Source organism: Paenibacillus gallinarum (assembly GCF_014836635.1).
GTDB lineage: Bacteria > Bacillota > Bacilli > Paenibacillales > Paenibacillaceae > Paenibacillus > Paenibacillus gallinarum.
This window is the reverse complement of record NZ_JACSQL010000008.1, coordinates 80,912-105,982: the sequence shown is the minus strand read 5'-3', so window position 1 is coordinate 105,982 and position 25,071 is coordinate 80,912. Positions and strand designations below refer to the sequence as shown.

Here is a 25,071-nt window from a genome sequence, read left to right as displayed (position 1 = left end):
ACTTGGAAGGATGAATAAAATGAATCCACTAGCTTTACAGCTGAACGAAAGCATTCAAGCGAGCAGTAATCATGTGTACGACATGCTCTCGAAGCTTGGCAAAGAACTTTATTATCCGAAAGAAGGTATTTTGAGTCAATCAGCAGAAGCTTCTAGCCGTGCCAAGAAATATAATGCTACAATCGGAATCGCCACTGAAAACGGTAAACCGATGCACCTTCAAGTCATTCAAGAAAAATTATCTGCTTACAAACCACAGGATTTGTATCCTTATGCACCTCCTGCAGGCAAACCGGCTCTCCGGGATGCATGGCGTAAGAAAATGCTCGAAGAGACCCCCTCTTTACAAGGAAAATCATTTGGTAATCCCGTCGCTACGAATGCGCTCACCCATGGTCTCAGCATTGTTGCCGACCTATTCGTAGACGAAGGGGATGCTGTTATATACCCAGATAAAAACTGGGAGAACTATGAACTCACTTTTGGGGTTCGCAGACAAGGTAGACTCATTAACTATCCGCTGTTTAATGAGAACAATCAGTTTAACAGCGCAGGACTCAAAGAAGCTCTCCTTGCTCAAAAAGATCAAGGAAAAGCGATTGTTGTACTTAATTTCCCGAATAACCCAACAGGGTATACGCCAGGGGCTGAGGAAGGCAAAGAAATTGTGGCTGCCGTGAAAGAAGCCGCAGACGCAGGTATTAATGTCGTGGTTGTTACGGATGATGCTTATTTCGGTCTCTTCTTTGAAGATTCACTGCATGAATCCCTCTTCGGAAGCCTGACCAACATTCATCCGCGTATTCTGCCTATAAAAGTGGACGGCGCAACGAAGGAAGAATTCGTGTGGGGCTTCCGTGTTGGCTTCATAACCTACGGTCATGAAAGTGCTGATGTATTATCTGCACTGGAGCAAAAAACACTAGGTATTATTCGGGCAACGATTTCAAGCGGACCACACCCATCCCAGACTTTTGTACTCGATGCACTGAATTCACCGGAATTCTCTGAACAAAAACAAGAGAAATTTTTGATTATGAAGGCAAGAGCTAATAAAGTAAAAGCACTGCTCGATAGTGGAAAATACAGCGGCGCTTGGGATTACTATCCGTTTAACTCCGGTTATTTTATGTGCCTCAAGCTCACAAAAGTATCTGCTGAAGAACTGCGAGCTCATCTGCTGAATGAGTACGGAATCGGCACGATTGCCATTGGCGAACACGATCTTAGAATTGCATTTTCTTCTCTTGAAGAAGAGCAGCTAGAAGATCTGTTTGATCTCATTTATCAGGCTGTTCAAGATTTAATCCAGGAGTAGAATTCCACACTTCCTGTCCCATACTAACTTTTACATTAACAAAAAAAAGGAAACTTCGTTGCTCTTCAGCACGGAGTTTCCTTTTTTTTCACACATTAAGGCTTAAGCCCAAACCCTCAAGGTACACCTGTCATACAATACGTTGTACGCTTCGTTAAGAGGCGCACGACAAATCGTTTTGAGAGGGGAATGTACAATGTCTGGATCTGAAGAAAGAAGCGGATATGGATACGGTGGAGGTTACGGCGGAGGTCACGGTGATGGCAAAAGCATTGGTGCAATCCTCGTACTCTTTATCTTGCTCGTGATTATCGCTAAATCGTTCATGAGCTACAGCTACTAATTAAAAACCTGTTCTTGTAACCATTACAAGACAAAAGGCCGGGATCATCCCGGCCTTGTTTTCTTCCCATCGGATCAATGGCAAGGACTCCATTATTTCTTCAATGTTTGTCCTCTTACACCTTCCATTTACTCCACATCTTCCTCGTTTGACCACTTCTTACGTTCCGAAGCTCGGAACCAGCGGGCGATGAGTATGCCTATTACGAATGTAATTAGGATCTCTACCCATCTGCCCCACCCTCCAAGAAGCAGCGGGATGAATAATAAGACTACACCCGCCATCTGTAATACATAGACAAAACCAAGTACCTGTTCTCTTCGGCTTTGTGGGGTCACAGGATAGATATGAATCCAGAACGAATCATGGTGATTACGCCGAAGACCAGACAATTGAATTCCTAACAGGAATAAGAAAAACAAATAAACTCCGCTTCCCCATAAACTGCCTGCTGTCCAGTATACGAATAATCCGCCAATCACGGTAAGTCTTACGGTGATTCCAAGCAAGTCGCTGCGCAGGAATGTTTTGATGATAAGATACTGAAATGCCGTTTGCTGCCCCCACCGAAGCCGATCAGCGAGTGGCGCCAGCCACTTCCGGGCATGAACCCGCTGACGAGAAGCAGGAACTTCTACAAACCAACCTAACGTCTTCATCGCTCGTGAACTTTGGTTCTGCTCTGTCTCGATCAAATATTCCCAGTGAACAGGCAGCTTCACTGGAAAACGAAGAGAAACCAGATATAATCCGGCAAGCAAGGCAATAAAGATCAAACTCAGCGCAAGCGAATGCCATAAAAATGCATATAAACTCACTACAATAAAGCCATATCTTATTACTCGATACCCTAATCGAGCAGACCGTGATAGCATCTGTTGCTCAGTCCATCCACCATAGCTGGCGAAGTACTTAAGCAATAGAATTACAAGTAAGAACAGATAAAAGGGCTTCGGTTCTCCTTCACTGCGAATATAAAGCGGCCATAGAAGAATGAATAATAGAACAAGACCTACCGACTTATAGACGATCCCTCTTACAAAACTGTTCTGTAAATACAGATTCATCCGATATTCCTGAGGTCTTAGAAAGACGATATCTGCCTGCTGCAGATACGTTCTAAAACTGCTGAAAATCACAGGAGGAGCAAGCACAACAAGCATAACCAGGTTGATCGGAAATCCTTCAGGAATATCCTGGACAAGTGCGGTATACCAAGCGGAAAAAGCAATCAGGGCGAACCCCATCATCACTGCTACCCCGCTCTGCATTACATACCCTAAATAAGGAGTAATCTGATTCCAGAATGCAGAACGCCTTGTTTTCCATAGCTGCTTCAGATCCATCTTCAATCCCTGCCTTGTACAAGTTGATAGAATAGATCTTCGAGCGGAGCTTGCTCCATACCGAACTGTTCACGCAGTTCTGTGAGTGTTCCTTGGGCAATAATTTTGCCACTGTGAAGAATGATGAATCTGTCACAGTAATTTTCGATAGTCGATAGAATATGCGAACTAAGCAAAATGGAAGCACCCGATGCGCGAATTTCCATCATAAAATCGAGCAAAGACCGAATACCTAGCGGGTCAAGACCTAGGAAAGGCTCATCGATAATGTAAAGCGGCGGTCTTGCGACAAAAGCGCTCATAATCATCACTTTTTGCCGCATCCCTTTGGACAAATGAGAGGACAAGGTATCTTTCTTATCTCTCATTCGGAACATGTCCAGCAAATGATCAGCCCGTTCCTTAAACTCTGCTTTGGTTACGTTATAAGCACGTGCTGTAAATTCCAGATGCTCCATAACGGTCATTTCCATAAACAGTTCCGGTGATTCAGGAACAAAGGCCATTCCGCTCTGATAAGATTCAGGATCTTCTTCCCTTCGTTTCCCTTGAATCAGAACTTCCCCTTGCTGCGGAACCATCAGGCCGAGTATATGCTTCATGGTCGTACTTTTCCCCGCCCCGTTAAGTCCAATCAGGCCTACCATCTCACCAGGAGCCACCTGAAAATCAATATGATGCAGTACGGGTTTTTTGGCACTATACCCTCCGCTAAGATCATTAATTTGCAGAATCGGTGATTGTTCCATGATATCCCCCGCTTTCTTCTATATTAGACTTATTGCTCTTTTTTCTTGTCCTTAAGCCATTTTGGAGCCCCTTTGTTCTTCCGATCCCGTTCTCTCTCATTTTTGCGTCCAGGAACAGGAGCAGATTGCTCACGGTCTTTCGTACTGCTTGTGCGAACCGCTGGTTTTCCATGAGAAGCGGAAGGAGAATCTCCTCTTTTAGTAAATGTGCGCTGAGGTCTATTAGAAGAAACCGCCGCTCCATCTTTAATTTCTCCACCCTGCATTGCCCGTTCATTCAGCTCAATGCCAAGTTCTCTAGCGAATTTACGCATGATAAAGGTCTCTTTCTCCCCAACGATGGAGACAACGGTCCCCGTCTTGCCCATCCGTCCTGTTCTGCCTGCACGGTGAACATAATGATCGGAGTCAAAAGCAGGGTCAAAGTTAATGACGAGCGGTAAATCTTGAATATCAAGACCTCGTGCAGCTACATCACTGGCAATGAGAAGTTTAATCTGTCCATCACGGAATGCACTCAAAACCCGGGTCCGAGTCATTTTATCCGCATCACCGTAAAGAGCGGCAGCAGAGATACCCATGTAGTTCATTTTCGCTTCTACTTCCGAAATCGTCTCCGCATTATTAGCGAACACAATCGCTTTGGTTGGGTCAAAATGACGCACCACACGGCGAAGCATATCAATTTTCTCGCGCTCACCCGCTACAAAATACAAATGTGTGAGTCCGGTTGCCGTCATTTGCTCTGGATCAATACCAATCGTGACCAGATCTTTCATTTCACGTTCAGCCAGTCTCCGTGTTCCTTCATCCACCGTAGCGGATAAAAAGACGAGCTGGCGATCTCTGAGTGCACTGCGCAGGATATGATTCACATCGCCTGCACCGCCTAGTTGAAATACCTGATCGGCTTCATCGATAACAATCGTTTTGACCTGGTGCATTTTGAGTTTACGTACTTCAATTAATTCACGTACTCGGCCCGGTGTCCCTACGACAATCTCAGGATGCTCTTTCAGCTTTTCGATCTGGCGTTTGATAGCAGCACCGCCAATAAGACCAAGTGTCTTAATTCCTTTATATGCGCCGTACATTTCTGCTTCTCGTACAATCTGCATAGCAAGCTCTTGTGTCGGAGCAAGAATTACTTTTTGTGTACCTTTCACATTCGTATCTACCGTTTCAAAAAGCGGCAGTAAATAAGCTAGTGTTTTTCCTGTTCCGGTCTGGGAACGAGCAAGTACATCTTTTCCTTCACGTATCACAGGAATCGTCTGTTCCTGTACGGGAGAAGGCTCTGTTATCCCTTTATCCGAAAGCAATTGTATTAAATCCGGGTGTAGCCCGAGTGAATCAAAACTTGTTGTCATTTTTATTAGTCCATCCTTTGTTTGAAAATCGATTATATTTCATTATATGCGAAAACAGGCGCTGTACCAAATACGATCTTTTTTTCCGTCATAAAAAAACGAAAAATAAAGCCCCTAAGCTTATAATTAGCCAGGAGCTTTCCCTTTATTTTCGGTTCATGAGTCCATAGGTTAACCTGTCTGCAAATCTTGGAAACAACTGATAAATCCGCATGCCAAAAGCCGCTGATCGGGGGAGATTTACCTCTTCCTTGCGGCGGATGATCGCCTCTACAATTTTATCAGCTACGTATTCGGGTTTCATGATGAAGCCGCCCAGATTTTTCATATACCCGCCGTCCGGATCTGCCAGTTCAAAAAAAGGGGTATCAATAGGTCCCGGATTAATCGTTGTTACGTGAATGCCCGACTTTCTATACTCCTGTCTCAGCGCATTGCTAAAGCCGAGAACCGCATGTTTAGTCGCTGTATAGGAAACGGATTTTGCAGTTCCGATCTTTCCTGCCATCGAGGCAACGTTCACAATTTGGCCCTGCCCTGCTTTCAACATATAAGGCAATACGGCTTTCGTTACCCGTACCGTTCCCAAATAATTCACATCCATCATATCTTCGAAAGAAGACACAGGCATATCAACAAACGATTCAAATTGTCCATAGCCCGCATTATTAAGTACAATATCAATTTCACCGTGCTTTTTTATGATTTTCTCTACGCTGGACTGTACTTCCTTTGTATCTGTTACGTCCATCTTCAGCCATTCATGAGTACCGCCTATGGACTGACTGATATGGGTTAGCTTTTTCTCTGATCTTGCCGTCAAGATCGGAATCGCACCTTCCGCACTCAGCTTCTGTGCACATAAAGCGCCGATACCGCTTGAAGCTCCTGTAATCAGTACAACTTTGCCTTGTAACCTCATCGCCATTTATCCTCCAGCCTGCAGTTCGCTATATTCCTATTATGATAATGCACTTGTATGTAAAAAACAAAACTAGAATAGCGAGCTGCTGCTTAGAGAACGGTTTAAGAGATCATAACTTGTATATCTAACTCTCCGATGCCGTCCATTGATATGGGAATACAAAGTGCCTGACTGACAAGATCCATACCGGGATGAGAGGATTTCATCACCTGCGGCGGAGTAATATCAACGGAGTATCCCTGATTATATAGAATGGTACTTGCATTCCCACTAATCATATTACCGAGTTCTGAAATAGCACTCTGCCCCATCTCATCCATCTCAGCAATGATAAATCCGCCCATCATAGCGGATACGATACGCAGTGCGACCTGTTCCTCAATTCCAAAAACAACTTTGCCGTTCAGTTGTCCTGTCATTCCGATCATGATCCATATATGGTCCTCTAAGTACTCCACTTTTTTGATACCCAGTTGACCGGTGGAAGGTGATATTTGAATCAATTGTTCAAATACGAGCCTTGCGGACTCCAAAAACGGATTAATCACTTCGGCTTTCAACGATTTTGCCCCCTTACTGGGTTAATGGTCTCGAACCAAAAGTCCCATTATAATTAACATTATTATACTTGAAGCCATATTTTAATTCATTACGAATTAAATCCAAAGGCCCATAATAAATGTTATCGACAGATAAGAAGGGATTGTTTATACATGAATAAGAAGTCCTGCTAAATCACATGCATGCAATTAGGCAAGTCTGAAGGTTCACCATCTTATTTTCCTAGTTCAAAAGACCCCGAAACTTCTCTTACACTGTAAACCCACTAGGTGTATTATGATCCGGCGGCAAAGACTTATCATCATCCTCTATCGCTTCTCTCTCTCCTTTTGGTAAATCGACCTTCGTTAAGAACCACATCCCTGATAAGAAAAAGAATAGAACGGACAAGATCGCAAGCCGGCTTGTGCCTGTCATTGCTGCGGTAAGGCCAAATACGGCTGGACCGAGCGCAGCAGATACTTTGCCCGACAAACTCATAAAGCCAAAAAATTCGGTGGCTTTGCTTGCAGGAACAAGCTGACTATAAATAGACCTTGCGAGGGACTGACTTCCTCCCTGCACCATACCAACCATCGCCGCAAGAATATAGAAGTGAAGCGGACTATTCATAAAATAACCAACAATAACAATCACCACATAAAACCCTAGGGATAAATAAAGGGCATTTTTAGCACCGATTTTCACCGGTAGTTTCTCAAACAGGAAAGTAAACGGAACACCCACAAACTGAGTAATCAGTAACGCCGCTATTAGATGCGTAGCGCCAATGCCAATCTCGGCACCATATATAGCTGCCATACTGATAATCGTGCTGATTCCATCGTTAAAAAGCCAAAAGGCTACTAAATATTTGAATAGTTCAGGATATTTTTTGATATGTAACAAGGTGCGAAGAACGCTTTTTACACTTTGTTTCGCGGTGCGAAGCACCCCTATCTTGGGAGAGAATTGTGAAGAATCGGTGTGTTTAGGCTCAATCAGTGGAACATTCCGAAAAAGTGGAATCGAAAACAGCAGCCACCATAAACCAGCGGTCATAAAAACGATTTGCATCGCTTGAATTTGAGAAGTAAATCCAAAGCTCGCCCATCCTTGAATGAGCACAATGTGCACAAGAAGTAAGAGGCCGCCTCCAAGGTAACCATACGTATAACCACGTGCAGACAAGGCATGACGCTGATCTGGCGGCGCAATATCACGTAACATAGAGTCATAGAACGTATTTCCGCCGGAGAAACCAAGCGTTGCAATAATAAACAGGACAGAGACAGCTACATAATCACCTCTCCCTGTAAAGCCAATGAGTGCACTTGCAACAGCTCCTACAATAGCAGCGATCAGAAGAAAAAGCCCTTTTCTCCCCCCTTGATCTGCAGCCGCACCAAGCAGGGGTGCCAGCACAGCAACAAGTATCATCGCTATTGTTTGAGAGAAAGCCCAGTAACTCGTAGCTACCGCCCCCTCAAGATCAGCTGCAGCCACTGTTTGATAAAACACAGGAAGTACAGCTGCGATCATCGTTGTTGCAAACGCAGAATTAGCCCAATCATACATTGCCCAGGCCCTTGCCCGTTTTTGGTCCACCTAAACCCCTCCATCTTTATACTAATCTTCGATATAAGCCACTTTACAGGAGATGTATGAAATATATTCAAGCTTTCTATTAAAAATGAAAACACACCAGCGTTGCCCTCCACCTATCAATCCCCTATAATTTATAAAGAACGAAATCTATGCACTCTTCAACGTCAGGAGGCACGTCATGAACATCAGTCAACTGGAGACACTGATCACCATTTCTAAAACGATGAGCTTCCGCAAAGCCGGAGAACTTCTCAATCTAACGCAACCTGCTGTGTCGGCTCAAATTAAAAGTCTGGAAGACGAGTTTCGGACGGTGCTGGTTGACCGTACGCAGCCCGTAACACTAACCGATCGCGGCATGGTATTTTTAAATCATGCGGAACGGATTCTTGATATTGTGGATGAACTCAAACTTAAGCTCTCCGACCTCGATCAAAATCCACAAGGACATATTGTGCTTGGAACAACGACTTCGATCGCGATTCAGATTCTACCGCGAATTCTGTCCTATTTTCAGGATCAATTTCCTTTAATTAAAACCAGTATTCAGTCCATGCCCTCCTCCCAAATTTATCAGCAAGTAGAAAATAGCATGATCGATGTGGGAATCGGTTATCTTATTGAACGTAACCCTAATTTAAATACCTCTGTACTTTACTATGATACGTTTGAGCTCGTGGTCTCACCGCATCATCCATTAGCTCAAAAAAAACATGCAACCATTGATGTATTAGGTACAACCCCCTTAATTATGCTTTCTCCTGATACCGTAGGAAGAAAGTTTGTTGATGACATTCTGCAGAAGCATCAGATTGAACCAAATGTTGTTATGGAATTGTCTAGCAGTGAAGAGATCAAAAGGATGGTGGAGCTTAACCTGGGCGCGGCAGTCATCTCAAAACAATCAACAGCAAGTGAACTCCGCTCAGGCTCACTAGTTATGATCCCGCTTAGCGAGCTTGGTGTTGCTCATCCTGTTGGCGTCATCTACAAATCCACCCGATATTTAAACTCCGCGATGCAGCAGTTTTTAAGTGACCTGAAAGGTATGCCAGAAACTCAGTTTGTCAGTTCCGAATAGAATAGGAGGACTCTACCCTTGAAATTTGATCTGCACACGCATCACGTTCGCTGTGGTCATGCAAACGGAACCATAAGGGACTACGTTGAAGCTGGAATATCTGCAGGCCTTCAAGTGATTGGTATTTCTGATCATACCCCTTACTTTGGAAGGGAAGAAGAACAGGCTTTTCCCAAAATTGCGATGGCAAAAAGCGAGCTTGTAAACTATGTGGAGGAAGTACTCTCTCTCAAGAAAGAATATGCAGGAAAGATTGATGTTCTGCTTGGCATTGAGTCAGACTTTTTTCCGGAGTTTGCCGAAGTGTATCGCGAGACGCTAAACAAGTATCCGTTCGACTACATTATCGGTTCCGTACATAGTACGGGAGGAGTTAGTATTTTTAACAAAAATCGTTGGAAAAATCATGATGAAAAGGCGAAAATCAAAGTCAAAGAAACGTATTATGATTTGATTCGGCAATCGGCAAAAAGCGGGATGTTCCAAATCCTCGGTCATATTGATGCAATGAAAGGCAATTACCCTGACTTTTCTAAAATACCGGCGGAAAAAGCGATTGACGATACGCTGCAAACGATTGCGGAAGAACGGATTGCTATTGAGATTAATACATCCGGCAAAACTAAACTTAGCGGCGGCTGGTACCCTTCTGACGAGATCTTGGAGCGGGCCCATCATTACGGTGTGTATGTTACATTTGGTTCTGATGCGCATAAACCAGAGCGTGTTGGTGATGAATGGGAAGAGGTTCGCAGCAAGCTGAAAGAAATTGGATTTGAAAGCTGGGTCTATTTCAAACAAAAAGAAATGCAGGTTGTTCCACTCTAGCCTGACTCCAGATAAAAAAAGGGACCCGTTGAGCTCGCTCACGGGTCCTAACTGCATTTTATATTATCAAAAAGGGGGTCATGAGATCAGTTTACCCTGTCTCTGTTAGAGTTTAGTGTCAGCAATATTTCATTTGTGTAACAAGATATGTTAATGCGATATCATGGGGTGTTATTCGTTGTTTTTAGCCGCTTTAAACGCTTGTCCGAAACCGATCGATTCACGATAATAATCCCGCTGACCACCAGCGATAGAGATACCAAAATCCAGCCTGACAGCTCTTCCCCAAGGATGAGAGAGGATAGAATTACTCCGAATACCGGAATGAAAAATAAGTACATCGAGACCCGGCCCACTTCATTATATTTCATAATGGTATTCCATAATCCAAAACCTGCTGCTGATAACAAGGCAAGATAAAATAAATATAAGAAAGTTGTTCCGTCCATCGGAAATGGGGCAAGTCCAGTAACAGGGACACTAATAACAAGCAGCATAATCCCGCCCAGCATCATCTGTCTTCCAGTCAAAGATAAGACCGGTTCGTTTTTACTTTCCTGCCTAGCGAGTACGTTCCCTACTCCGCCAAACATCGCAGAACCGAGCAGCAATAATTCTCCCCATCCAAAGGATATCTCCATATTTCCATTTCCTATCCCTGCAGCCGCAATTCCTGCAAACCCAAGCAACAAACCTGATATTTTCATCAAAGTAAGTCGCTCTGATGAGTCAAACATCCGAACCGATAACATTTGAAACAGGGAAGTAGAGCCCACGATAATAGACCCTTGTATTCCTGTACTGTAACTAAGTCCTACATAGAGCAGCAGATACTGAAGAAATGTCTGAATGAGTGCGAGTCGGCCAAGCCGTCCTTTTCTTATTCTTTGCTCAGATCCGCTCTTCTTTCTCTGGAACAGATAGTGAAATAAGACCAGCAGCATACCTGCCAGCGTAAAGCGATATCCTGCGAACAGCCATTGCTCACTAATATTGGCTGCCTCGATATCAAGCGCTGCATACCCTTTTTTAATGACAGGCATAGCACTGCCCCACAGTAATGTGGCAACTGCAGAACTTACGACAATGCCTGCCGGATGTCTAAACCAATTTTCCGCTTTCATGATAACCTCTTCTATTATGTCTGTATTGTTCTTTGTCTGTCTCATAGACAAGAATGTCTTGCTTCTGCATTTGAAGTAAAGAAAAGTGCTGTTGTGTCTTTTTATGAGTAAAACCGCTTCTCATCAGTAGTTTCTGAGACCGACCATTCTGCTCATGACATCTTGCTTCCAGCCGAGTAAAATCAAGCTCTTCAAAACCAAACCGGATTAGCCGCTCTAATGCTTCTGCAGCATATCCTTGACCCCAATATGCCCGATCAAACATATAGCCTATCTGTGCATGCTTTTGCGACTCTTTCCACTGCTGAAACGAGATAACCCCAATTAGATGCCCTGATTCCTGCAAGCAAATTCCGTAATGTATGGATTCGAGTTTTGCTCCAGATATCCGCATTTCTTTCATAATGCGTCTTGCACGGATCTTGGTCGGTAAGTTTACACGATTTAAATATTGAATCACTTCACTATCGTTTAAAAATTGAAAGATTACCTCGTCATCTTCAGGCGCCAAAGCTCTCATACGCAAGCGCTCTGAAGTCAGTACCGGCAAACCCTGTCTCAGCGCAAGTTTTGTAAACATGAAAGTGAGTGTACTCCTTCTTCAAAATAAGTTACTTGCCTTGTAATCCGCGATAAACTCCCGTTCGAATTTCATTGATGTAAAGATCAATATTAGGTGCGCCTGATTGTAACGCTATAGATACTTCTGCTTCAATATCATAAGGTACACGAACAAACTGCACATTAAAAGGTTGGCTTGAAGTGTTTGTTTCAAGTTCATCTTGTTCTTTGCTAGTTCCCTCTACAATGCAATAGGAAGCCTGCGGCAGATCAAGGGGATTGCCGACACTGCCAACATTGAATAACAATTTACCGTTCAAATACTGTAAGTATGCATTGTGTACATCACCATAAGCAACGACATCCGGTTCTCCAACAATCATTTCCTTCGAGACAGACTCTGGAATGGTCCCAAACATCCCCATCCTCTCTTCGAGCTTATCCCATGGCTGTACCCGGTGATATACACTCGTAGACGAGGCATGAACAAGCCGAATCAGTCTACCGCTTAGCTGGAAGTGATAACTGAAAGGAAGTGCTGCCAAGTAGGATAAACGCTCCTCCCCAAGACTTTCCGCATGCCATTCAAAATGCGGACCTGGCTGTCTCTTCGCAACAAGTTCATCCCAATTCCCACGCACAATAACTTCACAGTTCTCACGAACACTATCCACAGCTGAGATCGAGCTCGGACCTTTACCAACCAGATCACCCAAACAAAAGATACGGGTAATTCCTCTTTTACGAATATCTCCTAGCACCGCATTCCATGCCGTCATATTGCCATGAATATCGGAAACAATGGCGATTCGCTGCATGTTATCATTCCTTTCTGCCCTTTTTGCCAGCTTTACTTCTACGATGCCATGAATGTTATACATGAACAATGGTCAGTTCCGGTCTGCACAGAAAACGTATGGGCAGCTGAGTCATACCGACTCCACGATTCACATAAACAGGCATCGATTTTCCTTTTTCACCTGTGTAATACAGTCCTTGAATGTACTTCTCAGATCCTCTTGGAGTGGTAAGTGCCCCTATAAAAGGTGCTCTAACCTGACCTCCATGGCTATGTCCTGATAATTGCAGATCATAATCATAATCCTTTGCGATATCCGCATAATCAGGTTCGTGCATGAGAAGTAAAGCAAAAGTTCCTTTTTTCAGCCCTTTGCGGGCTGCTTCGGGATCAGGTACTCCGTTTAATGCATCATCTAATCCTACGATGGCTATTTGTTCTCCCTCGCGCTCCACAGTGATATGCTTATTTACGAGTAATGTGAATCCTGCTTCCCTGTACATTTGAGCGAGTCGCTCATATTCACGTCCCCGATAATCATGATTACCGAGAACGGCATACTTCCCGAGCGGGGCTTTCATTGATTGTAACAGTGGAATACATTCTTCCATGGGCTCGGCTCTGCCTTCCAACATATCTCCAGTAAAACAGATTAGATCCGGATTTTGTCTGGCTAGTGCTGAAGCAAGACGCTCCATATCTGATAAATCCATATGAAATCCTAGATGCATATCACTGAAATGGGCAATTTTCATACCATGAAAAGCTTTGGGTAACCGCGGCAATGACAGCTCTACATGTTCTACTTCTAGTCGCCTCGGCTCCCATAACCAAGCATATCCTCCTGTAAAAATACCGGCACTTGCTGTAAGCGCAAGTTTACTCGCCTTCTTAAGAAAGCGCCGGCGGGAGGGATCATGCACTTTTTCTTTTCCTGGGAAAATCGCTGGGACCGTTTCGCGTCCATCTTTTGGTCGCTCCGGTTTACGGTCATTCTGCTCTGAATGCACTCGTGTTTCCTTCATTAGGAGGCCCCCTTTCTTCACCTAACCATCGCTTAGGTTTCCTTCTCTATCTTTCTATTTGTAATCAACCATGTTTCCGCAAAATCAACCAAGGCACGCTGTGGTGCCATAAAACACGGAGCCCAGCGAATCTGAACTTTATTATAAGGCGAAACTGCAGATTGCTCATAATCCATGCCCAGTTTTTGGAAATCATCAGAGTTAATGTTGTAGTCTCGGTATGTAATCCACTGCTTTACTCCATTCGATAGAACAGGGGCACGGTGCTGGACTTCTTCCTTACCTGCATAATGGGCTCGATATTCAGCTAGATGAAATGAAGTATTCCGCTCATGTCCGCAGCCAAGTAAGACAACGTGTGCATCCAGTTCATATAGACGTCCTAAGGGGGACTGTTCCCCGAGACTGTAATCATAACTGTGGTCTTCTAATATATAGGAAGCCATCGGTCCTGATGCAGCAAAAGACACATGCGGATGTCTGCTACGGCGGGTATTTTTAGATTGCCGGAATGCATCTACAATGACACCCATTCCTGCGGTTTCCGTGAGATCGGGTTCATAGGCAGGCGTCTCATTACGAATCAAATTCCACCATTTGGAATCAGCCGGTGGATTCATCCATGTAGAAGGATCTGTCAGATCCATCGATTGGGTAGGCATAACCATGGTTCCTTCCGGGCCAATCACATCCTGGAGCGCTAAAACAACCGCTGGAGGACCGCCTGGGACCCACCCTCCAAGACTCTTCATTGAAGAATGGACAAGAATCGTCATTCCGGGCCTAATTCCAAGTTTCGTAAGCCCTTCCGCTATTTCAGAACGGGTGACGGGTCTTTCTATAATGGCGTCTGCCATAGAGATGCACTTCCCTTCTAGTGATCAAATTATATCATATTCTACATTTTATCTTTGTCATTCCAAACAAAAGAACCCCGTGCATAAAGAACGGGGTTCATGTTCTATCGTTACTACTCGTAAGTTACGCGCCAAGCCAACGTTTAAACATATGTTTTGTTGTGTCTTTGTTCATCTCCGCAATGGAAGTGGTGAGTGGAATACCTTTTGGACAAGCACGTACACAGTTCTGAGAGTTACCACAGCCCTCGATGCCGCCATCATCCATCAGCGCTTCTAGACGCTCTTCCTTGTTCATCTCACCCGTTGGATGTGAATTAAACAAACGAACTTGTGAAATGGCTGCCGGGCCGATAAAGTCTGTTTTTTCATTTACGTTCGGGCAAGCTTCGAGACATACGCCGCATGTCATGCACTTCGACAGTTCGTAAGCCCACTGACGCTTCTTCTCAGGCATCCGAGGACCTGGTCCCAGGTCATAGGTGCCATCAATTGGAATCCATGCCTTAACGCGTTTGAGCGCCTTAAACATCCGGTCACGATCGATAACAAGGTCACGGACGACCGGGAAGGTCTTCATCGGCTCAAGTCTAATCGGTTGTTCGAGCTGATCTACTAGTGCTGCACAAGCTTGGCGGGGTTTCCCGTTAATGACCATAGAACAAGCGCCGCACACTTCTTCCAGACAGTTGGAATCCCAGCAGACAGGGGCAATTTGTTTGCCCTCTGTGTTCACTGGGTTTCGTTGGATCTCCATCAAAGCACTAATTACGTTCATACCCGGGCGGTACGGAAGCTCAAATTCTTCATTGTACGAAGCGGAATCCGGCTTATCTTGACGGGTAATAATAAACTTCACAGTTTTAGATGATTGTTTTGTCACCGTAGTTTCTGCCATGATGTTTCCCTCCTCACTTATTACTGCAGGATTGCTGCTGATATCCTAACTTAATCTTTGGAGTAGTCACGAATACGCGGCGGAATCAGCGATACGTCAACATCCTCATAAGAAATCTTAGGTCCTTCTTTACTCCATGTAGCGATACTTGTTTTTAGGAAGTTCTCATCATCACGTTCCGGGAAGTCCGGTTTATAATGAGCGCCGCGACTTTCGTTACGCAATAGAGCGCCCAGTGTCATTGCTTCCGATAATTCCAGCATGTTCCAGAGTTGTCTTGTAAACGAAGCCCCCGCATTGTTCCAGCTCGATGTATCGTTCACATTAATGTTCTTGTAACGTTCTTTCAGTTCTTTAATCTTACCGATCGTTTGCTCAAGCTTATTGTTGTGACGAACAACCGTCATGTTGTCTGTCATCCATTCGCCCAGCTCTTTATGAATTACATAGGCATTCTCGCTGCCTTGCATTTTAGTAATTTGATCATATTTCTCTGTTTGTTGTTTTCTGTACCCATCAAAAACAGAAGAAGAAATATCTTGTGTAGATTTTTTCATTCCTTTGATGTATTCCACTGCTTTCGGTCCTGCAACCATACCACCGTAGATCGCTGACACCAGGGAATTTGCACCCAAACGGTTCGCACCATGATATTGATATTCGCATTCACCGGCTGCAAACAAACCAGGAATATTTGTCATTTGGTTATAATCTACCCACATACCGCCCATGGAATAATGAACGGCTGGGAAAATTTTCATTGGAATTTTACGCGGGTCATCACCCATGAATTTCTCGTAAATTTCAATAATTCCGCCGAGCTTTACATCCAGTTCCTTCGGATCTTTATGAGACAGGTCAAGATATACCATGTTCTCGCCATTGATTCCGAGCTTTTGACTGACGCAGACATCAAAGATCTCACGAGTCGCAATATCCCGCGGTACAAGGTTACCGTAAGAAGGATATTTCTCTTCAAGGAAGTACCATGGCTTACCATCTTTATAAGTCCAAATTCGGCCACCTTCACCACGCGCAGACTCAGACATCAGTCTTAGTTTGTCATCGCCAGGAATCGCAGTGGGGTGAATCTGAATGAATTCACCGTTCGCGTAATTAACACCTTGTTGATATACAGCACTTGCAGCTGTTCCTGTGTTAATTACGGAGTTTGTTGTTTTACCGAAAATAATACCAGGACCGCCTGTTGCAAGAATAGTTGCATCTGCTGCAAAAGTAACAACTTCCATGTTACGCAGATCCTGAGCTACGATTCCGCGGCATACACCCTCATCGTCTACAACCGCTTGCAGGAACTCCCAGTGTTCATGCTTGGTTACGAGTCCTGCTGTCTCCCAGCGGCGTACCTGCTCATCAAGTGCGTATAGGAGCTGTTGTCCTGTCGTTGCACCTGCGAATGCAGTACGGTGATGCTTCGTTCCACCAAAACGGCGGAAATCAAGAAGTCCTTCCGGTGTACGGTTAAACATAACACCCATCCGGTCCATCAAGTGGATAATACCCGGCGCAGCTTCACACATCGCTTTAACCGGAGGCTGATTTGCCAGGAAGTCTCCGCCATAAACGGTGTCATCAAAATGCACCCAAGGAGAATCCCCTTCTCCTTTCGTATTAACGGCTCCGTTGATACCGCCTTGTGCACACACGGAGTGAGATCTTTTTACGGGTACGATCGAAAATAAATGAACATGGACGCCGGCTTCAGCCGCCTTAATGGTAGCCATAAGGCCTGCTAGACCACCGCCCACTACGATAACGTTAGTTGTAGCCACTTTAGTTCACTCTCCTTTAAACCTTAGACTGTCTTCAATATTTCAATAAAAGCGGACGCTTCATCGAACTCCACGCCGCGGAATGCGAATAATGATGCGATAAACATAACGGAAATGAGTGCAAACATACTCATACAAATATAAGAAGATACGCGTTGCGAACGAGGTCCGCGTGTGATCCCCCAACTTACCAAGAAAGACCAAATACCATTTGCAAAGTGGTATGATGCTGATACTACACTGATCAAATAGATGACAAAGAAGATTGGATTCATCACGATATCGTGCATAACACTGCCCAGCTGTTCATGTGTCACATTCCCAAGAGCTACCTGAACTCGTGTCTCGTATATATGCCAGATTACGAATACAAACGTAATGACACCGGAAATCCGCTGTAGAGTGTATCTCCAGTTACGTTCGTTACCAAAGCGTCCCACATTCGGTTTCGCTTGATAAGCAATATACAACCCGTAAACACCATGGAACAGAAGCGGCAGCCAAATTAAGAACATCTCCAAGACAAGTACGAGCGGAAGACTGTTCAGAAAAGCAACCGAATCCTTAAACGCTTGCGGGCCGCCCTCAACGGCTGAAAAATTCGTAATCAAGTGCTCGAGGAAAAACAAGCTCAGTGGGATGACACCAAGAAGCGAGTGGAGCTTTCTCGAATAAAACCCTTTCATAAATTGACGTTCCCCTTTCCCATGTACAGCGTTTTCATATTTTGAATTGAAAGATCACCGCATTACCCTTTGCTACAAAGGGATCGACAAATTGCTCCATATTCCTACTTGTGAACAACTTGTGTCATGTTTTATGTTACCTCTTTTTCTCTTATAATGGAATTGCAATATAATTATTACATGTTATAACTAAAAGGTATAAGGTTCCAAAGGATCCATTGGAGGTGCAAGTATATGTTTGAAGAGATGCAAGCCTTCGCTACTGTTGTAGAACAATCCAGTCTTAATCAGGCATCCAAATTATTAAATCTATCCCAGCCAGCCTTATCACGCAAAATAGCCAAGCTCGAAGGTGAGCTTGGCGTGACACTCTTTAATCGGAAAGGAAAAAGGCTTGAACTGACATCCATTGGTCGGCTTACTTATGACTTTGCACTGGAGCAGCGTCAGCATCAGTTAAAATTTCTGCAGTCTCTGGCTCAGTTTAAGGACGACACCGATAGTATCATCACACTAGGAGCGAGTCTTACGACGCTTCAAACCACGCTGCCTCCCCTGATCTCGGCTTTTATGGATAACCATCCCCATGCAGAGATTAAGCTTGTCACAGGGAAAACCCATGAGATTGTATCGGCAGTACGTGATAGGCGAGCGGATGTAGGCATTGTTGCCTCATCCATCAGTGAGCCAGGGCTGAATTGTATTCCACTATTTGAGGATCACCTAGAACTTGTCGTCCCCAGCACTCATCCTCTAAGCGGTAAAGAGTCCTTTATGGAAGACTTACAGAAGCTGCCTATGATCACTTTTTCCAAGGGGACATGGTACCGTAAATTAACCGATGATCTGTTTCACCGAACAGGGATAATGCCTGACATTCGCATGGAAATTGATTCCTTTGAGGCTATTATTCGTCTGCTTCCTACTTGTAAAGCAGCTGCTTTACTTCCCAAATCCTATGTAAGACCGCAGCTACTGTTAGACAATGATCTTGTCACCGTTCAGATCGCCGAGCTGAAGCAGACGCTGCGAACGACCTGTATGATTTACGGAAAAAAAGAAGAACTCAGCGCAACCGCCAAGCAGTGGATTCAGGAAACGACTGAATTTTTTGCATGCCCGCCGCTCACGATGATGCGTCTTCCTTTTACTCGTTAATTACTTCTTCTTCAAAACGATCAATGTTGGTATGGGTACCAATAATAACCATAATATCTCCACTGTTAATGGCATCAAGAGCAGTAGGGGCGATAATTACGCCCTCTTTCTTTTGGAGAGCGACAACACTGCAATTGAAACGTGCTCTGGTATTTACCTCACTTAATGTTTTTCCGTTCAGATGTATCGGAGCTGTGATTTCAACGATCGTGTAGTTATCCGACAGATCAATATAATCGAGCAGATTAGGGGTTACAAGCTGATGAGCGACCCGCTTACCCATATCCCTTTCAGGATAAACTACACGATCGACTCCGAGTTTCTCAAGGGCCCTTCCGTGCAGTAAGGAAATGGCTTTGGCAATGACTTTTTTTACACCGAGTTCTTTTAACAAAATCGCACTTAAAATACTCATCTGCACATCATCGCCAATAGCGACAATTCCGCAGTCAAAGTTTCGGACACCAAGCGAGCGCAGCATGTCCTCGTCTGAAGCATCCGCTACAACGGTATGAGTCAGCACATCACTCATGTCATTTACGATCTCTTCATTGCGGTCTATACCGAGTACTTCATATCCTTTTTCAACGAGTTCCATTGCAAGGCTCGATCCAAAACGACCAAGCCCCACCACTACGAATTGTTGTTTCTTCATCTTTATATTAATAACTCCCTTACCCTATAATGATCTTGCCTTCAGGGTGCCTGTATAGTTCTTTATTTTTTTTGCTAAGCGCGTAACCTAGTGTAATCGGACCAAGACGACCCACAAACATCGTTAAACTGATCAATAATTTCCCAATCGTTGAGAGATCCGGTGTAAGTCCCATGGAGAGACCGACCGTCCCAAAGGCAGAAGTGGTTTCAAATAAGATTGCTAAAAACTGACTGTCTTCCGTTGTCGATAGAATCATCGTTACTCCGATAACCACCACCAAAGATAACATCGTAATCGTCAATGCTTTAAATATTCGTTCTTGCGGAATTCGATAACGGAACATCACCACATCATCTTGTCCTTTAACCATGGAGATAACTGCCCCTATAAGAATCGCAAATGTTGTAGTCTTGATCCCTCCGCCTGTTGAGCCCGGGGAAGCACCAATAAACATCAATATAATTATGAAAAACTGAGTTGCTTGCCGGAGTCCGGCAATATCGACCGTATTCATGCCCGTTGTCCGAGTGGTTACTGACTGAAAGAATGAAGCGAGTATTTTGCCCCCCGCATCCATTTGTCCCAGTGTCCTAGGATTGGTAACCTCCAGAATAAAAAATACGACAGCTCCGAAAATAATGAGAAACGAAGTCACAGAAATGACTACTTTAGAATGTAAAGATAATTTTCTAATCTGACGTATTCCGACTAAATCAGACAAAACCACAAATCCAAGACCGCCAAGAATGATGATAGCCATACTAACGATATTGATGACCGGATCATTTACGTACAGGGTTAAACTGCGGAAATCGCCAAACAAATCAAACCCAGCATTATTAAACAAAGAGATCGAATGAAACACACCAAAATAGAGGGCTTTGCCAAACGGCATATCAAAAGACCAGCGTATTGTTAAGATGAGTGCTCCAATCAACTCTATAGAAATAGAGTAAAATAATACTTTCCTTACCAGTTTTACAATGCCTTCTATCGAATTTTGATTTAAAGCTTGCTGTAAAATAAGCCGTTCACGCAGGGATATCTTCCGCCGAAAGACAATCGCGATCAGAGTCGTCATTGTCATAAATCCCAGACCGCCAAGCTGAATGAGTACAGCAATCACCACTTGGCCAAATACAGAAAAATAATGTCCCGTATCCATTACGACAAGTCCAGTTACACATGTTGCCGATGTTGCCGTAAAAAAAGCATCTATAAATGCGATCCTTTCCCCTGTCGTATTAGCAATCGGAAGCATCAGCAGCAAAGTACCAACCATAATAATTGCTGCAAAGCCGAGCACTAATATTTGAGGCGGGTTTAATTTAAAGATACGGGCAGTCATGTTAAACACATGTTCACCTCATTCATTTTCTTCAATTAAAAAGAGAACCTTTTCCGAGCAAGTTTGTATAGCTCTAGGTAATGGTTCCCCCTGTTTTTACTTTTTAGGATTTATTCTGCCCATGACCATATGAAGTTCATCCCCGATTATAAGTCTTCCCCAATCATGAACACAAAATGAAAGAACCGATAATTTAAAAGAAATTCATTCAAATTAGCATAAATTCATCCATAAAGATTAGATTATAAGACATTATTGTATATTTACAAGCTTATAAACGCTTTATCATAGATTTGCTCGATCCACTCGCTTTCACTAAGTGGCTATGCTATCTTTACAGTAAACTTATTATGGCGATTTACCTGCAAATTACAAGGAGGAATAACATGAATCGAACAGGGCAACCCCTTGTGCTTACCCCCAATTTTAAGCGGCTTAGCGTGCTGGGAGCTATCGGCCTTATTTTGTTTGTTGTCTTTCAAATTTTACCAGGAACTGCGATGCAGTCCACTGAACAGCAGACACAGAAGGTAATTACAAAACAAGAAGCCTTTGAGGCAGCTCTGCCTTATGCACAGCAGCAAGTAGGAATTATAGCAGCCAATGTCTCATATGAAGATGTACTTGTCACCTATAAGTCTCACTCCGATCTCTACGGCTATCTGGTAGATAATAAGCTGCTTGTTTCTTATAACGAACAGTTTAAACAGCAATATCCTTATGATCTATACAGTGTAAGGATACCGGATTCAGAAGGTGGGCAGGTGACTGTCGATGTACATATGAATACGGGGATACCCGTTAGCTATACTCATGAGTCCCCTTCTTCTTCTTATGTGGACCCTGAAGTGCTTCCCGCATCTCAAGTAGAAGAAGCACTGCTAATCAACCGAATGGCAGAAGGAGGGATTACCTTATCGGAAAAGCAGCAACTAGCTGCTCCCATCTTAGCCGCTGCAGGTTATACACCCAGTAAGCTGAACCTTACAAATACGGATGAATCGGATACAGGCCTTATCTATACGGATCCTTCCATGAAAATTGGCGACTCTGTTCTTGAACTTCGATTCACCTTTGAGAATGGAGAAATACGTTCATATGAGCCTCAGTTCTCTGTTCCGGCAGCTCATACAGCCTATGTAGAAAAACAAACGTCTCAAGCCACCATAATGACGCTTGTCGGTTACGGTTTATTCACCTTACTGCTCGGTGTTCTAGCCATTATCTACAGTGTCCGTACCCGAGCATACACCTCTTTTAAACGAGGAATCTGGCTATCCATTTTGTACTTCCTGTTTACCATGATCGGTACCTTTAACCTGCTTCCCACGTTTCAGGCAGAAGGATATTCAACGGCGATGTTGATCATACTGCTTAGTATACAAGCATTGTTTACACTGGCGATGACTTGTCTCGTGTACTTCTCCCTTGTGGCTGGTAATGGACTCTGGCGTAAAGATGGAATGAATCTATGGCCGCAGGCCAATGAAAAAGGATATGGACGTTATGTACTAAACAGTATGTTTTCCGGTTACCTCTGGGCATTCGCTCTGTTAGGGCTTCAATCCATCATTTTCATCTTTTTGGAAAAAGGCCTTGGTTCCTGGTCAACAACAGATGCAAGCCAGTCACCGTATAACATGCTCTATCCATGGCTTATGCCTCTACTCGCTTGGATGGCTGGTATTGGAGAAGAAGCTGTATATCGTCTGTTCGGTATCCGTATGTTCAAAAAAATGGTGCGCAGCACCATTCTCGCAAGTCTGATCACTTCTGTGATTTGGGCAATGGGACATACGCTGTATCCGATCTATCCTGTCATAACAAGACCGATTGAACTTACCATTATCGGACTCGTATTCAGCTTTATTATGATACGATACGGATTTATCACTTCCATGTTTAGTCACGTCATATTTAACAGCATTCTGATGGGAGTAAGCCTGATCATGATGATGGATGCAGTAAATGTGTTCGCCGGCGTTTTCTGGATCATTCTTCCCGCTATTGTGGGTTACATTATTTATCGATTTAATCCCGCACCTAAAAAAAAGAAGCCGTTATTCACGGCTCCTCATCTTGAAGAGAATCAATAATTTGTTTGGCTAGTTTATCGCCAATGGAAAGAGGCCGGAAGTCTTCAATGCTGGCCTCTTTAATTTTGCGTAAAGAACCAAAATGTTTGAGTAACATCTTGCGTCTCTTTTCCCCAATCCCTGGAATGGAATCAAGCTTAGAGACAACCATGGACTTGCCGCGCTGCTCACGGTGGAACGTAATGGCATAGCGGTGAACCTCTTCCTGAATCCGGTGAAGAAGATAAAATTCCTGGCTGTCGCGAGCAAGCTGCACCGTTTCGTAGGTATCGCCCTTCATCAGCTGCGCAGTCTTATGTTTTGCATCCTTTACAAGTCCGCAAACCGGAATAAATAAGCCTAACTCGTCATGCAAAATCTCCTGAGCTGCTGATATTTGGCCTTTCCCGCCATCGACGATAATTAAATCAGGTCGCTTCAAGTCTTCCTTCAGCACCCTTTCATATCGGCGCCGTATCACTTCACGCATCGTCTCATAATCATCAGGTCCTTGTACAGTCCGAATCTTATATTTCCGGTATTCTTTCTTCTCTGGTTTTCCGTCAATGAATACCACCATACCAGATACGGGGTTTGAACCTTGAATATTCGAGTTATCGAACGCTTCAATCCGGTTTAATGACGGTAGTCCAAGGGCATCAGCCAAGCGTTCTGCTGCTTTGGAGGTCCGTTCTTCGGTCCGTTCAATTAAACGGAATTTCTCATCAAGAGAAACTTTCGCATTCTGAATCGCCATGGTTACCATTTGACGTTTGAGTCCACGTTTTGGCAGAAGGACTTTAATACCAAGCCAGTCTTGTAAAAGTGCAGCTGCAGAAATAGGGTCATGCGTTCCAACAGATTCCGCATTTTCGGATCTCAATAGCGCTGCGGCTTCATCTTTTTCTTGATCTTCCTTATGGTCCATTTCCTCTGCTACGGGAAGCAGAATCTCTTTAGGTAATGCAGGGTTGTCACTATAGTACTGCGTTACGAAGGATATAAAATCACCGTAAGCATCCCCATAGAACGGAAAAGTCGTGACATGTCGTTCAATCATTTTCCCTTGGCGAACATATAAAATTTGAACACACATCCACCCTTTATCCACAGCAAAACCAAATACGTCCCGGTCTTTATTATCCGCGGTCGTAATTTTTTGTTTCTCCATAAGGGCATCTATGCTCATAATCTGATCACGTAATTCTTTTGCCCGTTCAAAATAAAGATCTTCTGCAGCTTCATGCATTTTTTTCTCTAAATCTTTTCTTATTTCTTCATGACCACCGCTAAGAAAAGATCCGATCTCCTGACTAATGCCCTCGTACGTCTCTTTCGGAATTTCTTTCACACATGGAGCCATACACTGACCCATGTGGTAATAAAGACAAACTTCTTTAGGCATAACACCACATTTACGAAGCGGATACATCCGGTCGAGCAGCTTTTTTGTCTGATGTGCGGCATAAGAGTTTGGATAGGGCCCAAAATACTTTGCTTTATCCTTGAGAACTCTCCGCGTCACCTCTAACTTGGGATGGCGTTCATTCGTTATTTTTAAATAAGGAAATGTCTTGTCATCCTTTAAAAGTACGTTATACTTCGGTTGATGTTTTTTAATGAGATTGAGCTCAAGTAACAACGCTTCTTTGTCACTGTTTGTGACAATATATTCGAAGTTGCGAATGTCCGCAACGAGTCTTTGTGTTTTTCCATTATGACTACCTGTAAAATAAGACCGTACCCGATTCTTCAAAACTTTGGCTTTACCTACATAAATAATCGTTCCTTGTGCATTCTTCATGAGATAGCAGCCGGGAAGATCCGGAAGTAAAGCGAGCTTATGCCTGATATTCTCAAGCGCTTTTTCTTGTTCTTCTATGCTCTCCAAATGCGAATCCATCGCGGTTTCCCCTCCTAACCATGAAATAAGCTTTATATAAAAAAGGATCTCATCCTAAATTATTTATCGAATACATGT

General features: G+C 43.8%; 23 protein-coding genes. 6 read left to right on the top strand and 17 right to left on the bottom strand.

From position 1 onward, the window contains the following. Window positions 1-19 precede the first annotated feature (19 nt). Window positions 20-1,318, top strand: coding sequence for an aminotransferase class I/II-fold pyridoxal phosphate-dependent enzyme (locus H9647_RS16755; RefSeq protein WP_191802312.1), 1,299 nt, complete (start codon window positions 20-22; stop codon window positions 1,316-1,318). 196 nt (window positions 1,319-1,514) lie between these two features. Next, window positions 1,515-1,661 (top strand): sporulation protein YjcZ, encoded by a 147-nt coding sequence (locus tag H9647_RS16750; RefSeq protein WP_191802052.1) that lies wholly within the window; start codon window positions 1,515-1,517, stop codon window positions 1,659-1,661. 128 nt (window positions 1,662-1,789) lie between these two features. On the opposite strand, the gene H9647_RS16745 is transcribed toward H9647_RS16750, so the two are convergent. From H9647_RS16745 to H9647_RS16720, 6 genes are all read right to left on the bottom strand, one after another. Beyond that, window positions 1,790-3,007 (bottom strand): ABC transporter permease, encoded by a 1,218-nt coding sequence (locus H9647_RS16745; RefSeq protein ID WP_191802050.1) that lies wholly within the window; start codon window positions 3,005-3,007, stop codon window positions 1,790-1,792. A 2-nt stretch (window positions 3,008-3,009) separates the two neighbouring features. Next, window positions 3,010-3,756, bottom strand: coding sequence for an ABC transporter ATP-binding protein (locus H9647_RS16740; protein ID WP_191802048.1), 747 nt, complete (start codon window positions 3,754-3,756; stop codon window positions 3,010-3,012). 29 nt (window positions 3,757-3,785) lie between these two features. Next, a complete protein-coding gene (locus H9647_RS16735; RefSeq protein ID WP_191802046.1) occupies window positions 3,786-5,126 on the bottom strand; it encodes a DEAD/DEAH box helicase in 1,341 nt (446 codons plus the stop codon). 145 nt (window positions 5,127-5,271) lie between these two features. Then, the gene (locus tag H9647_RS16730; RefSeq protein WP_404822637.1) at window positions 5,272-6,048 is read right to left on the bottom strand and encodes an SDR family NAD(P)-dependent oxidoreductase; all 777 of its coding nucleotides are present in this window, start codon (window positions 6,046-6,048) and stop codon (window positions 5,272-5,274) included. 104 nt (window positions 6,049-6,152) lie between these two features. Beyond that, window positions 6,153-6,611, bottom strand: a complete 459-nt coding sequence (locus H9647_RS16725) for a chemotaxis protein CheX (protein WP_191802042.1) — start codon at window positions 6,609-6,611, stop codon at window positions 6,153-6,155. A gap of 250 nt (window positions 6,612-6,861) precedes the next feature. After that, the gene (locus H9647_RS16720; protein ID WP_191802040.1) at window positions 6,862-8,199 is read right to left on the bottom strand and encodes an MFS transporter; all 1,338 of its coding nucleotides are present in this window, start codon (window positions 8,197-8,199) and stop codon (window positions 6,862-6,864) included. A 178-nt stretch (window positions 8,200-8,377) separates the two neighbouring features. On the opposite strand from H9647_RS16720, the gene H9647_RS16715 reads away from it, so the two are divergent. Together H9647_RS16715 and H9647_RS16710 are read left to right on the top strand one after the other, a co-directional pair. Beyond that, window positions 8,378-9,280, top strand: a complete 903-nt coding sequence (locus H9647_RS16715) for a LysR family transcriptional regulator (protein ID WP_160034853.1) — start codon at window positions 8,378-8,380, stop codon at window positions 9,278-9,280. Window positions 9,281-9,298: 18 nt separating this feature from the next. Next, window positions 9,299-10,108, top strand: a complete 810-nt coding sequence (locus tag H9647_RS16710; protein WP_191802038.1) for a histidinol-phosphatase — start codon at window positions 9,299-9,301, stop codon at window positions 10,106-10,108. 161 nt (window positions 10,109-10,269) lie between these two features. On the opposite strand, the gene H9647_RS16705 is transcribed toward H9647_RS16710, so the two are convergent. From H9647_RS16705 to H9647_RS16670, 8 genes are all read right to left on the bottom strand, one after another. Then, window positions 10,270-11,232: a DMT family transporter gene (locus tag H9647_RS16705; RefSeq protein WP_191802036.1), complete on the bottom strand. Its 963-nt coding sequence runs from the start codon at window positions 11,230-11,232 to the stop codon at window positions 10,270-10,272. Continuing rightward, a complete protein-coding gene (locus H9647_RS16700; protein ID WP_191802035.1) occupies window positions 11,210-11,812 on the bottom strand; it encodes a GNAT family N-acetyltransferase in 603 nt (200 codons plus the stop codon). The genes H9647_RS16705 and H9647_RS16700 overlap by 23 nt, the downstream gene beginning before the upstream one ends. A gap of 31 nt (window positions 11,813-11,843) precedes the next feature. Then, window positions 11,844-12,611, bottom strand: coding sequence for a metallophosphoesterase family protein (locus H9647_RS16695; RefSeq protein ID WP_191802310.1), 768 nt, complete (start codon window positions 12,609-12,611; stop codon window positions 11,844-11,846). Between the two features lie 55 nt (window positions 12,612-12,666). Further along, window positions 12,667-13,617: a metallophosphoesterase gene (locus H9647_RS16690; RefSeq protein ID WP_191802033.1), complete on the bottom strand. Its 951-nt coding sequence runs from the start codon at window positions 13,615-13,617 to the stop codon at window positions 12,667-12,669. 32 nt (window positions 13,618-13,649) lie between these two features. Beyond that, window positions 13,650-14,474, bottom strand: coding sequence for an aminoglycoside N(3)-acetyltransferase (locus H9647_RS16685; protein ID WP_191802031.1), 825 nt, complete (start codon window positions 14,472-14,474; stop codon window positions 13,650-13,652). A gap of 124 nt (window positions 14,475-14,598) precedes the next feature. Beyond that, window positions 14,599-15,372, bottom strand: a complete 774-nt coding sequence (gene sdhB, locus H9647_RS16680; protein ID WP_191802029.1) for a succinate dehydrogenase iron-sulfur subunit — start codon at window positions 15,370-15,372, stop codon at window positions 14,599-14,601. A gap of 50 nt (window positions 15,373-15,422) precedes the next feature. Then, window positions 15,423-17,165, bottom strand: a complete 1,743-nt coding sequence (gene sdhA, locus H9647_RS16675; RefSeq protein ID WP_191802027.1) for a succinate dehydrogenase flavoprotein subunit — start codon at window positions 17,163-17,165, stop codon at window positions 15,423-15,425. Window positions 17,166-17,188: 23 nt separating this feature from the next. Then, window positions 17,189-17,851, bottom strand: coding sequence for a succinate dehydrogenase cytochrome b558 subunit (locus H9647_RS16670; RefSeq protein ID WP_191802025.1), 663 nt, complete (start codon window positions 17,849-17,851; stop codon window positions 17,189-17,191). Window positions 17,852-18,085: 234 nt separating this feature from the next. Here H9647_RS16670 and H9647_RS16665 point away from each other — a divergent pair, with 234 nt between their 5' ends. Next, window positions 18,086-19,009: a LysR family transcriptional regulator gene (locus H9647_RS16665; protein ID WP_191802022.1), complete on the top strand. Its 924-nt coding sequence runs from the start codon at window positions 18,086-18,088 to the stop codon at window positions 19,007-19,009. Here H9647_RS16665 and H9647_RS16660 read toward each other — a convergent pair. Together H9647_RS16660 and H9647_RS16655 are read right to left on the bottom strand one after the other, a co-directional pair. Next, on the bottom strand, window positions 18,999-19,664 hold the full coding sequence (locus tag H9647_RS16660) for a potassium channel family protein (protein WP_191802020.1): 666 nt from the start codon (window positions 19,662-19,664) through the stop codon (window positions 18,999-19,001). The two genes, H9647_RS16665 and H9647_RS16660, sit on opposite strands and share 11 nt — an antisense overlap. A gap of 19 nt (window positions 19,665-19,683) precedes the next feature. Next, window positions 19,684-21,015 carry a TrkH family potassium uptake protein gene (locus H9647_RS16655; RefSeq protein ID WP_191802018.1) on the bottom strand — a complete coding sequence of 444 codons (1,332 nt, stop codon included), beginning with the start codon at window positions 21,013-21,015 and terminating at the stop codon, window positions 19,684-19,686. A 386-nt stretch (window positions 21,016-21,401) separates the two neighbouring features. On the opposite strand from H9647_RS16655, the gene H9647_RS16650 reads away from it, so the two are divergent. Continuing rightward, on the top strand, window positions 21,402-23,111 hold the full coding sequence (locus H9647_RS16650; RefSeq protein WP_191802016.1) for a CPBP family intramembrane glutamic endopeptidase: 1,710 nt from the start codon (window positions 21,402-21,404) through the stop codon (window positions 23,109-23,111). On the opposite strand, the gene uvrC is transcribed toward H9647_RS16650, so the two are convergent. Then, window positions 23,080-24,993 carry an excinuclease ABC subunit UvrC gene (gene uvrC / locus H9647_RS16645; RefSeq protein WP_191802014.1) on the bottom strand — a complete coding sequence of 638 codons (1,914 nt, stop codon included), beginning with the start codon at window positions 24,991-24,993 and terminating at the stop codon, window positions 23,080-23,082. The two genes, H9647_RS16650 and uvrC, sit on opposite strands and share 32 nt — an antisense overlap. Between the last annotated feature and the right edge of the window lie 78 nt (window positions 24,994-25,071).

Excerpts from the sequence above, each read along its gene's own strand:
- H9647_RS16655 (WP_191802018.1), bottom strand. The coding sequence starts at position 21,015 with ATGACTGCCCGTATCTTTAAATTAAACCCGCCTCAAATATTAGTGCTC.
- uvrC (WP_191802014.1), bottom strand. The coding sequence starts at position 24,993 with ATGGATTCGCATTTGGAGAGCATAGAAGAACAAGAAAAAGCGCTTGAG.
- H9647_RS16685 (WP_191802031.1), bottom strand. The coding sequence starts at position 14,474 with ATGGCAGACGCCATTATAGAAAGACCCGTCACCCGTTCTGAAATAGCG.
- H9647_RS16690 (WP_191802033.1), bottom strand. The coding sequence starts at position 13,617 with ATGAAGGAAACACGAGTGCATTCAGAGCAGAATGACCGTAAACCGGAG.
- H9647_RS16715 (WP_160034853.1), top strand. The coding sequence starts at position 8,378 with ATGAACATCAGTCAACTGGAGACACTGATCACCATTTCTAAAACGATG.
- H9647_RS16750 (WP_191802052.1), top strand. The coding sequence starts at position 1,515 with ATGTCTGGATCTGAAGAAAGAAGCGGATATGGATACGGTGGAGGTTAC.
- H9647_RS16670 (WP_191802025.1), bottom strand. The coding sequence starts at position 17,851 with ATGAAAGGGTTTTATTCGAGAAAGCTCCACTCGCTTCTTGGTGTCATC.
- sdhB (WP_191802029.1), bottom strand. The coding sequence starts at position 15,372 with ATGGCAGAAACTACGGTGACAAAACAATCATCTAAAACTGTGAAGTTT.
- H9647_RS16700 (WP_191802035.1), bottom strand. The coding sequence starts at position 11,812 with ATGTTTACAAAACTTGCGCTGAGACAGGGTTTGCCGGTACTGACTTCA.
- H9647_RS16660 (WP_191802020.1), bottom strand. The coding sequence starts at position 19,664 with ATGAAGAAACAACAATTCGTAGTGGTGGGGCTTGGTCGTTTTGGATCG.
- H9647_RS16735 (WP_191802046.1), bottom strand. The coding sequence starts at position 5,126 with ATGACAACAAGTTTTGATTCACTCGGGCTACACCCGGATTTAATACAA.
- H9647_RS16695 (WP_191802310.1), bottom strand. The coding sequence starts at position 12,611 with ATGCAGCGAATCGCCATTGTTTCCGATATTCATGGCAATATGACGGCA.
- H9647_RS16730 (WP_404822637.1), bottom strand. The coding sequence starts at position 6,048 with ATGAGGTTACAAGGCAAAGTTGTACTGATTACAGGAGCTTCAAGCGGT.
- H9647_RS16755 (WP_191802312.1), top strand. The coding sequence starts at position 20 with ATGAATCCACTAGCTTTACAGCTGAACGAAAGCATTCAAGCGAGCAGT.
- H9647_RS16740 (WP_191802048.1), bottom strand. The coding sequence starts at position 3,756 with ATGGAACAATCACCGATTCTGCAAATTAATGATCTTAGCGGAGGGTAT.
- H9647_RS16665 (WP_191802022.1), top strand. The coding sequence starts at position 18,086 with ATGTTTGAAGAGATGCAAGCCTTCGCTACTGTTGTAGAACAATCCAGT.
- H9647_RS16745 (WP_191802050.1), bottom strand. The coding sequence starts at position 3,007 with ATGGATCTGAAGCAGCTATGGAAAACAAGGCGTTCTGCATTCTGGAAT.
- H9647_RS16650 (WP_191802016.1), top strand. The coding sequence starts at position 21,402 with ATGAATCGAACAGGGCAACCCCTTGTGCTTACCCCCAATTTTAAGCGG.
- H9647_RS16705 (WP_191802036.1), bottom strand. The coding sequence starts at position 11,232 with ATGAAAGCGGAAAATTGGTTTAGACATCCGGCAGGCATTGTCGTAAGT.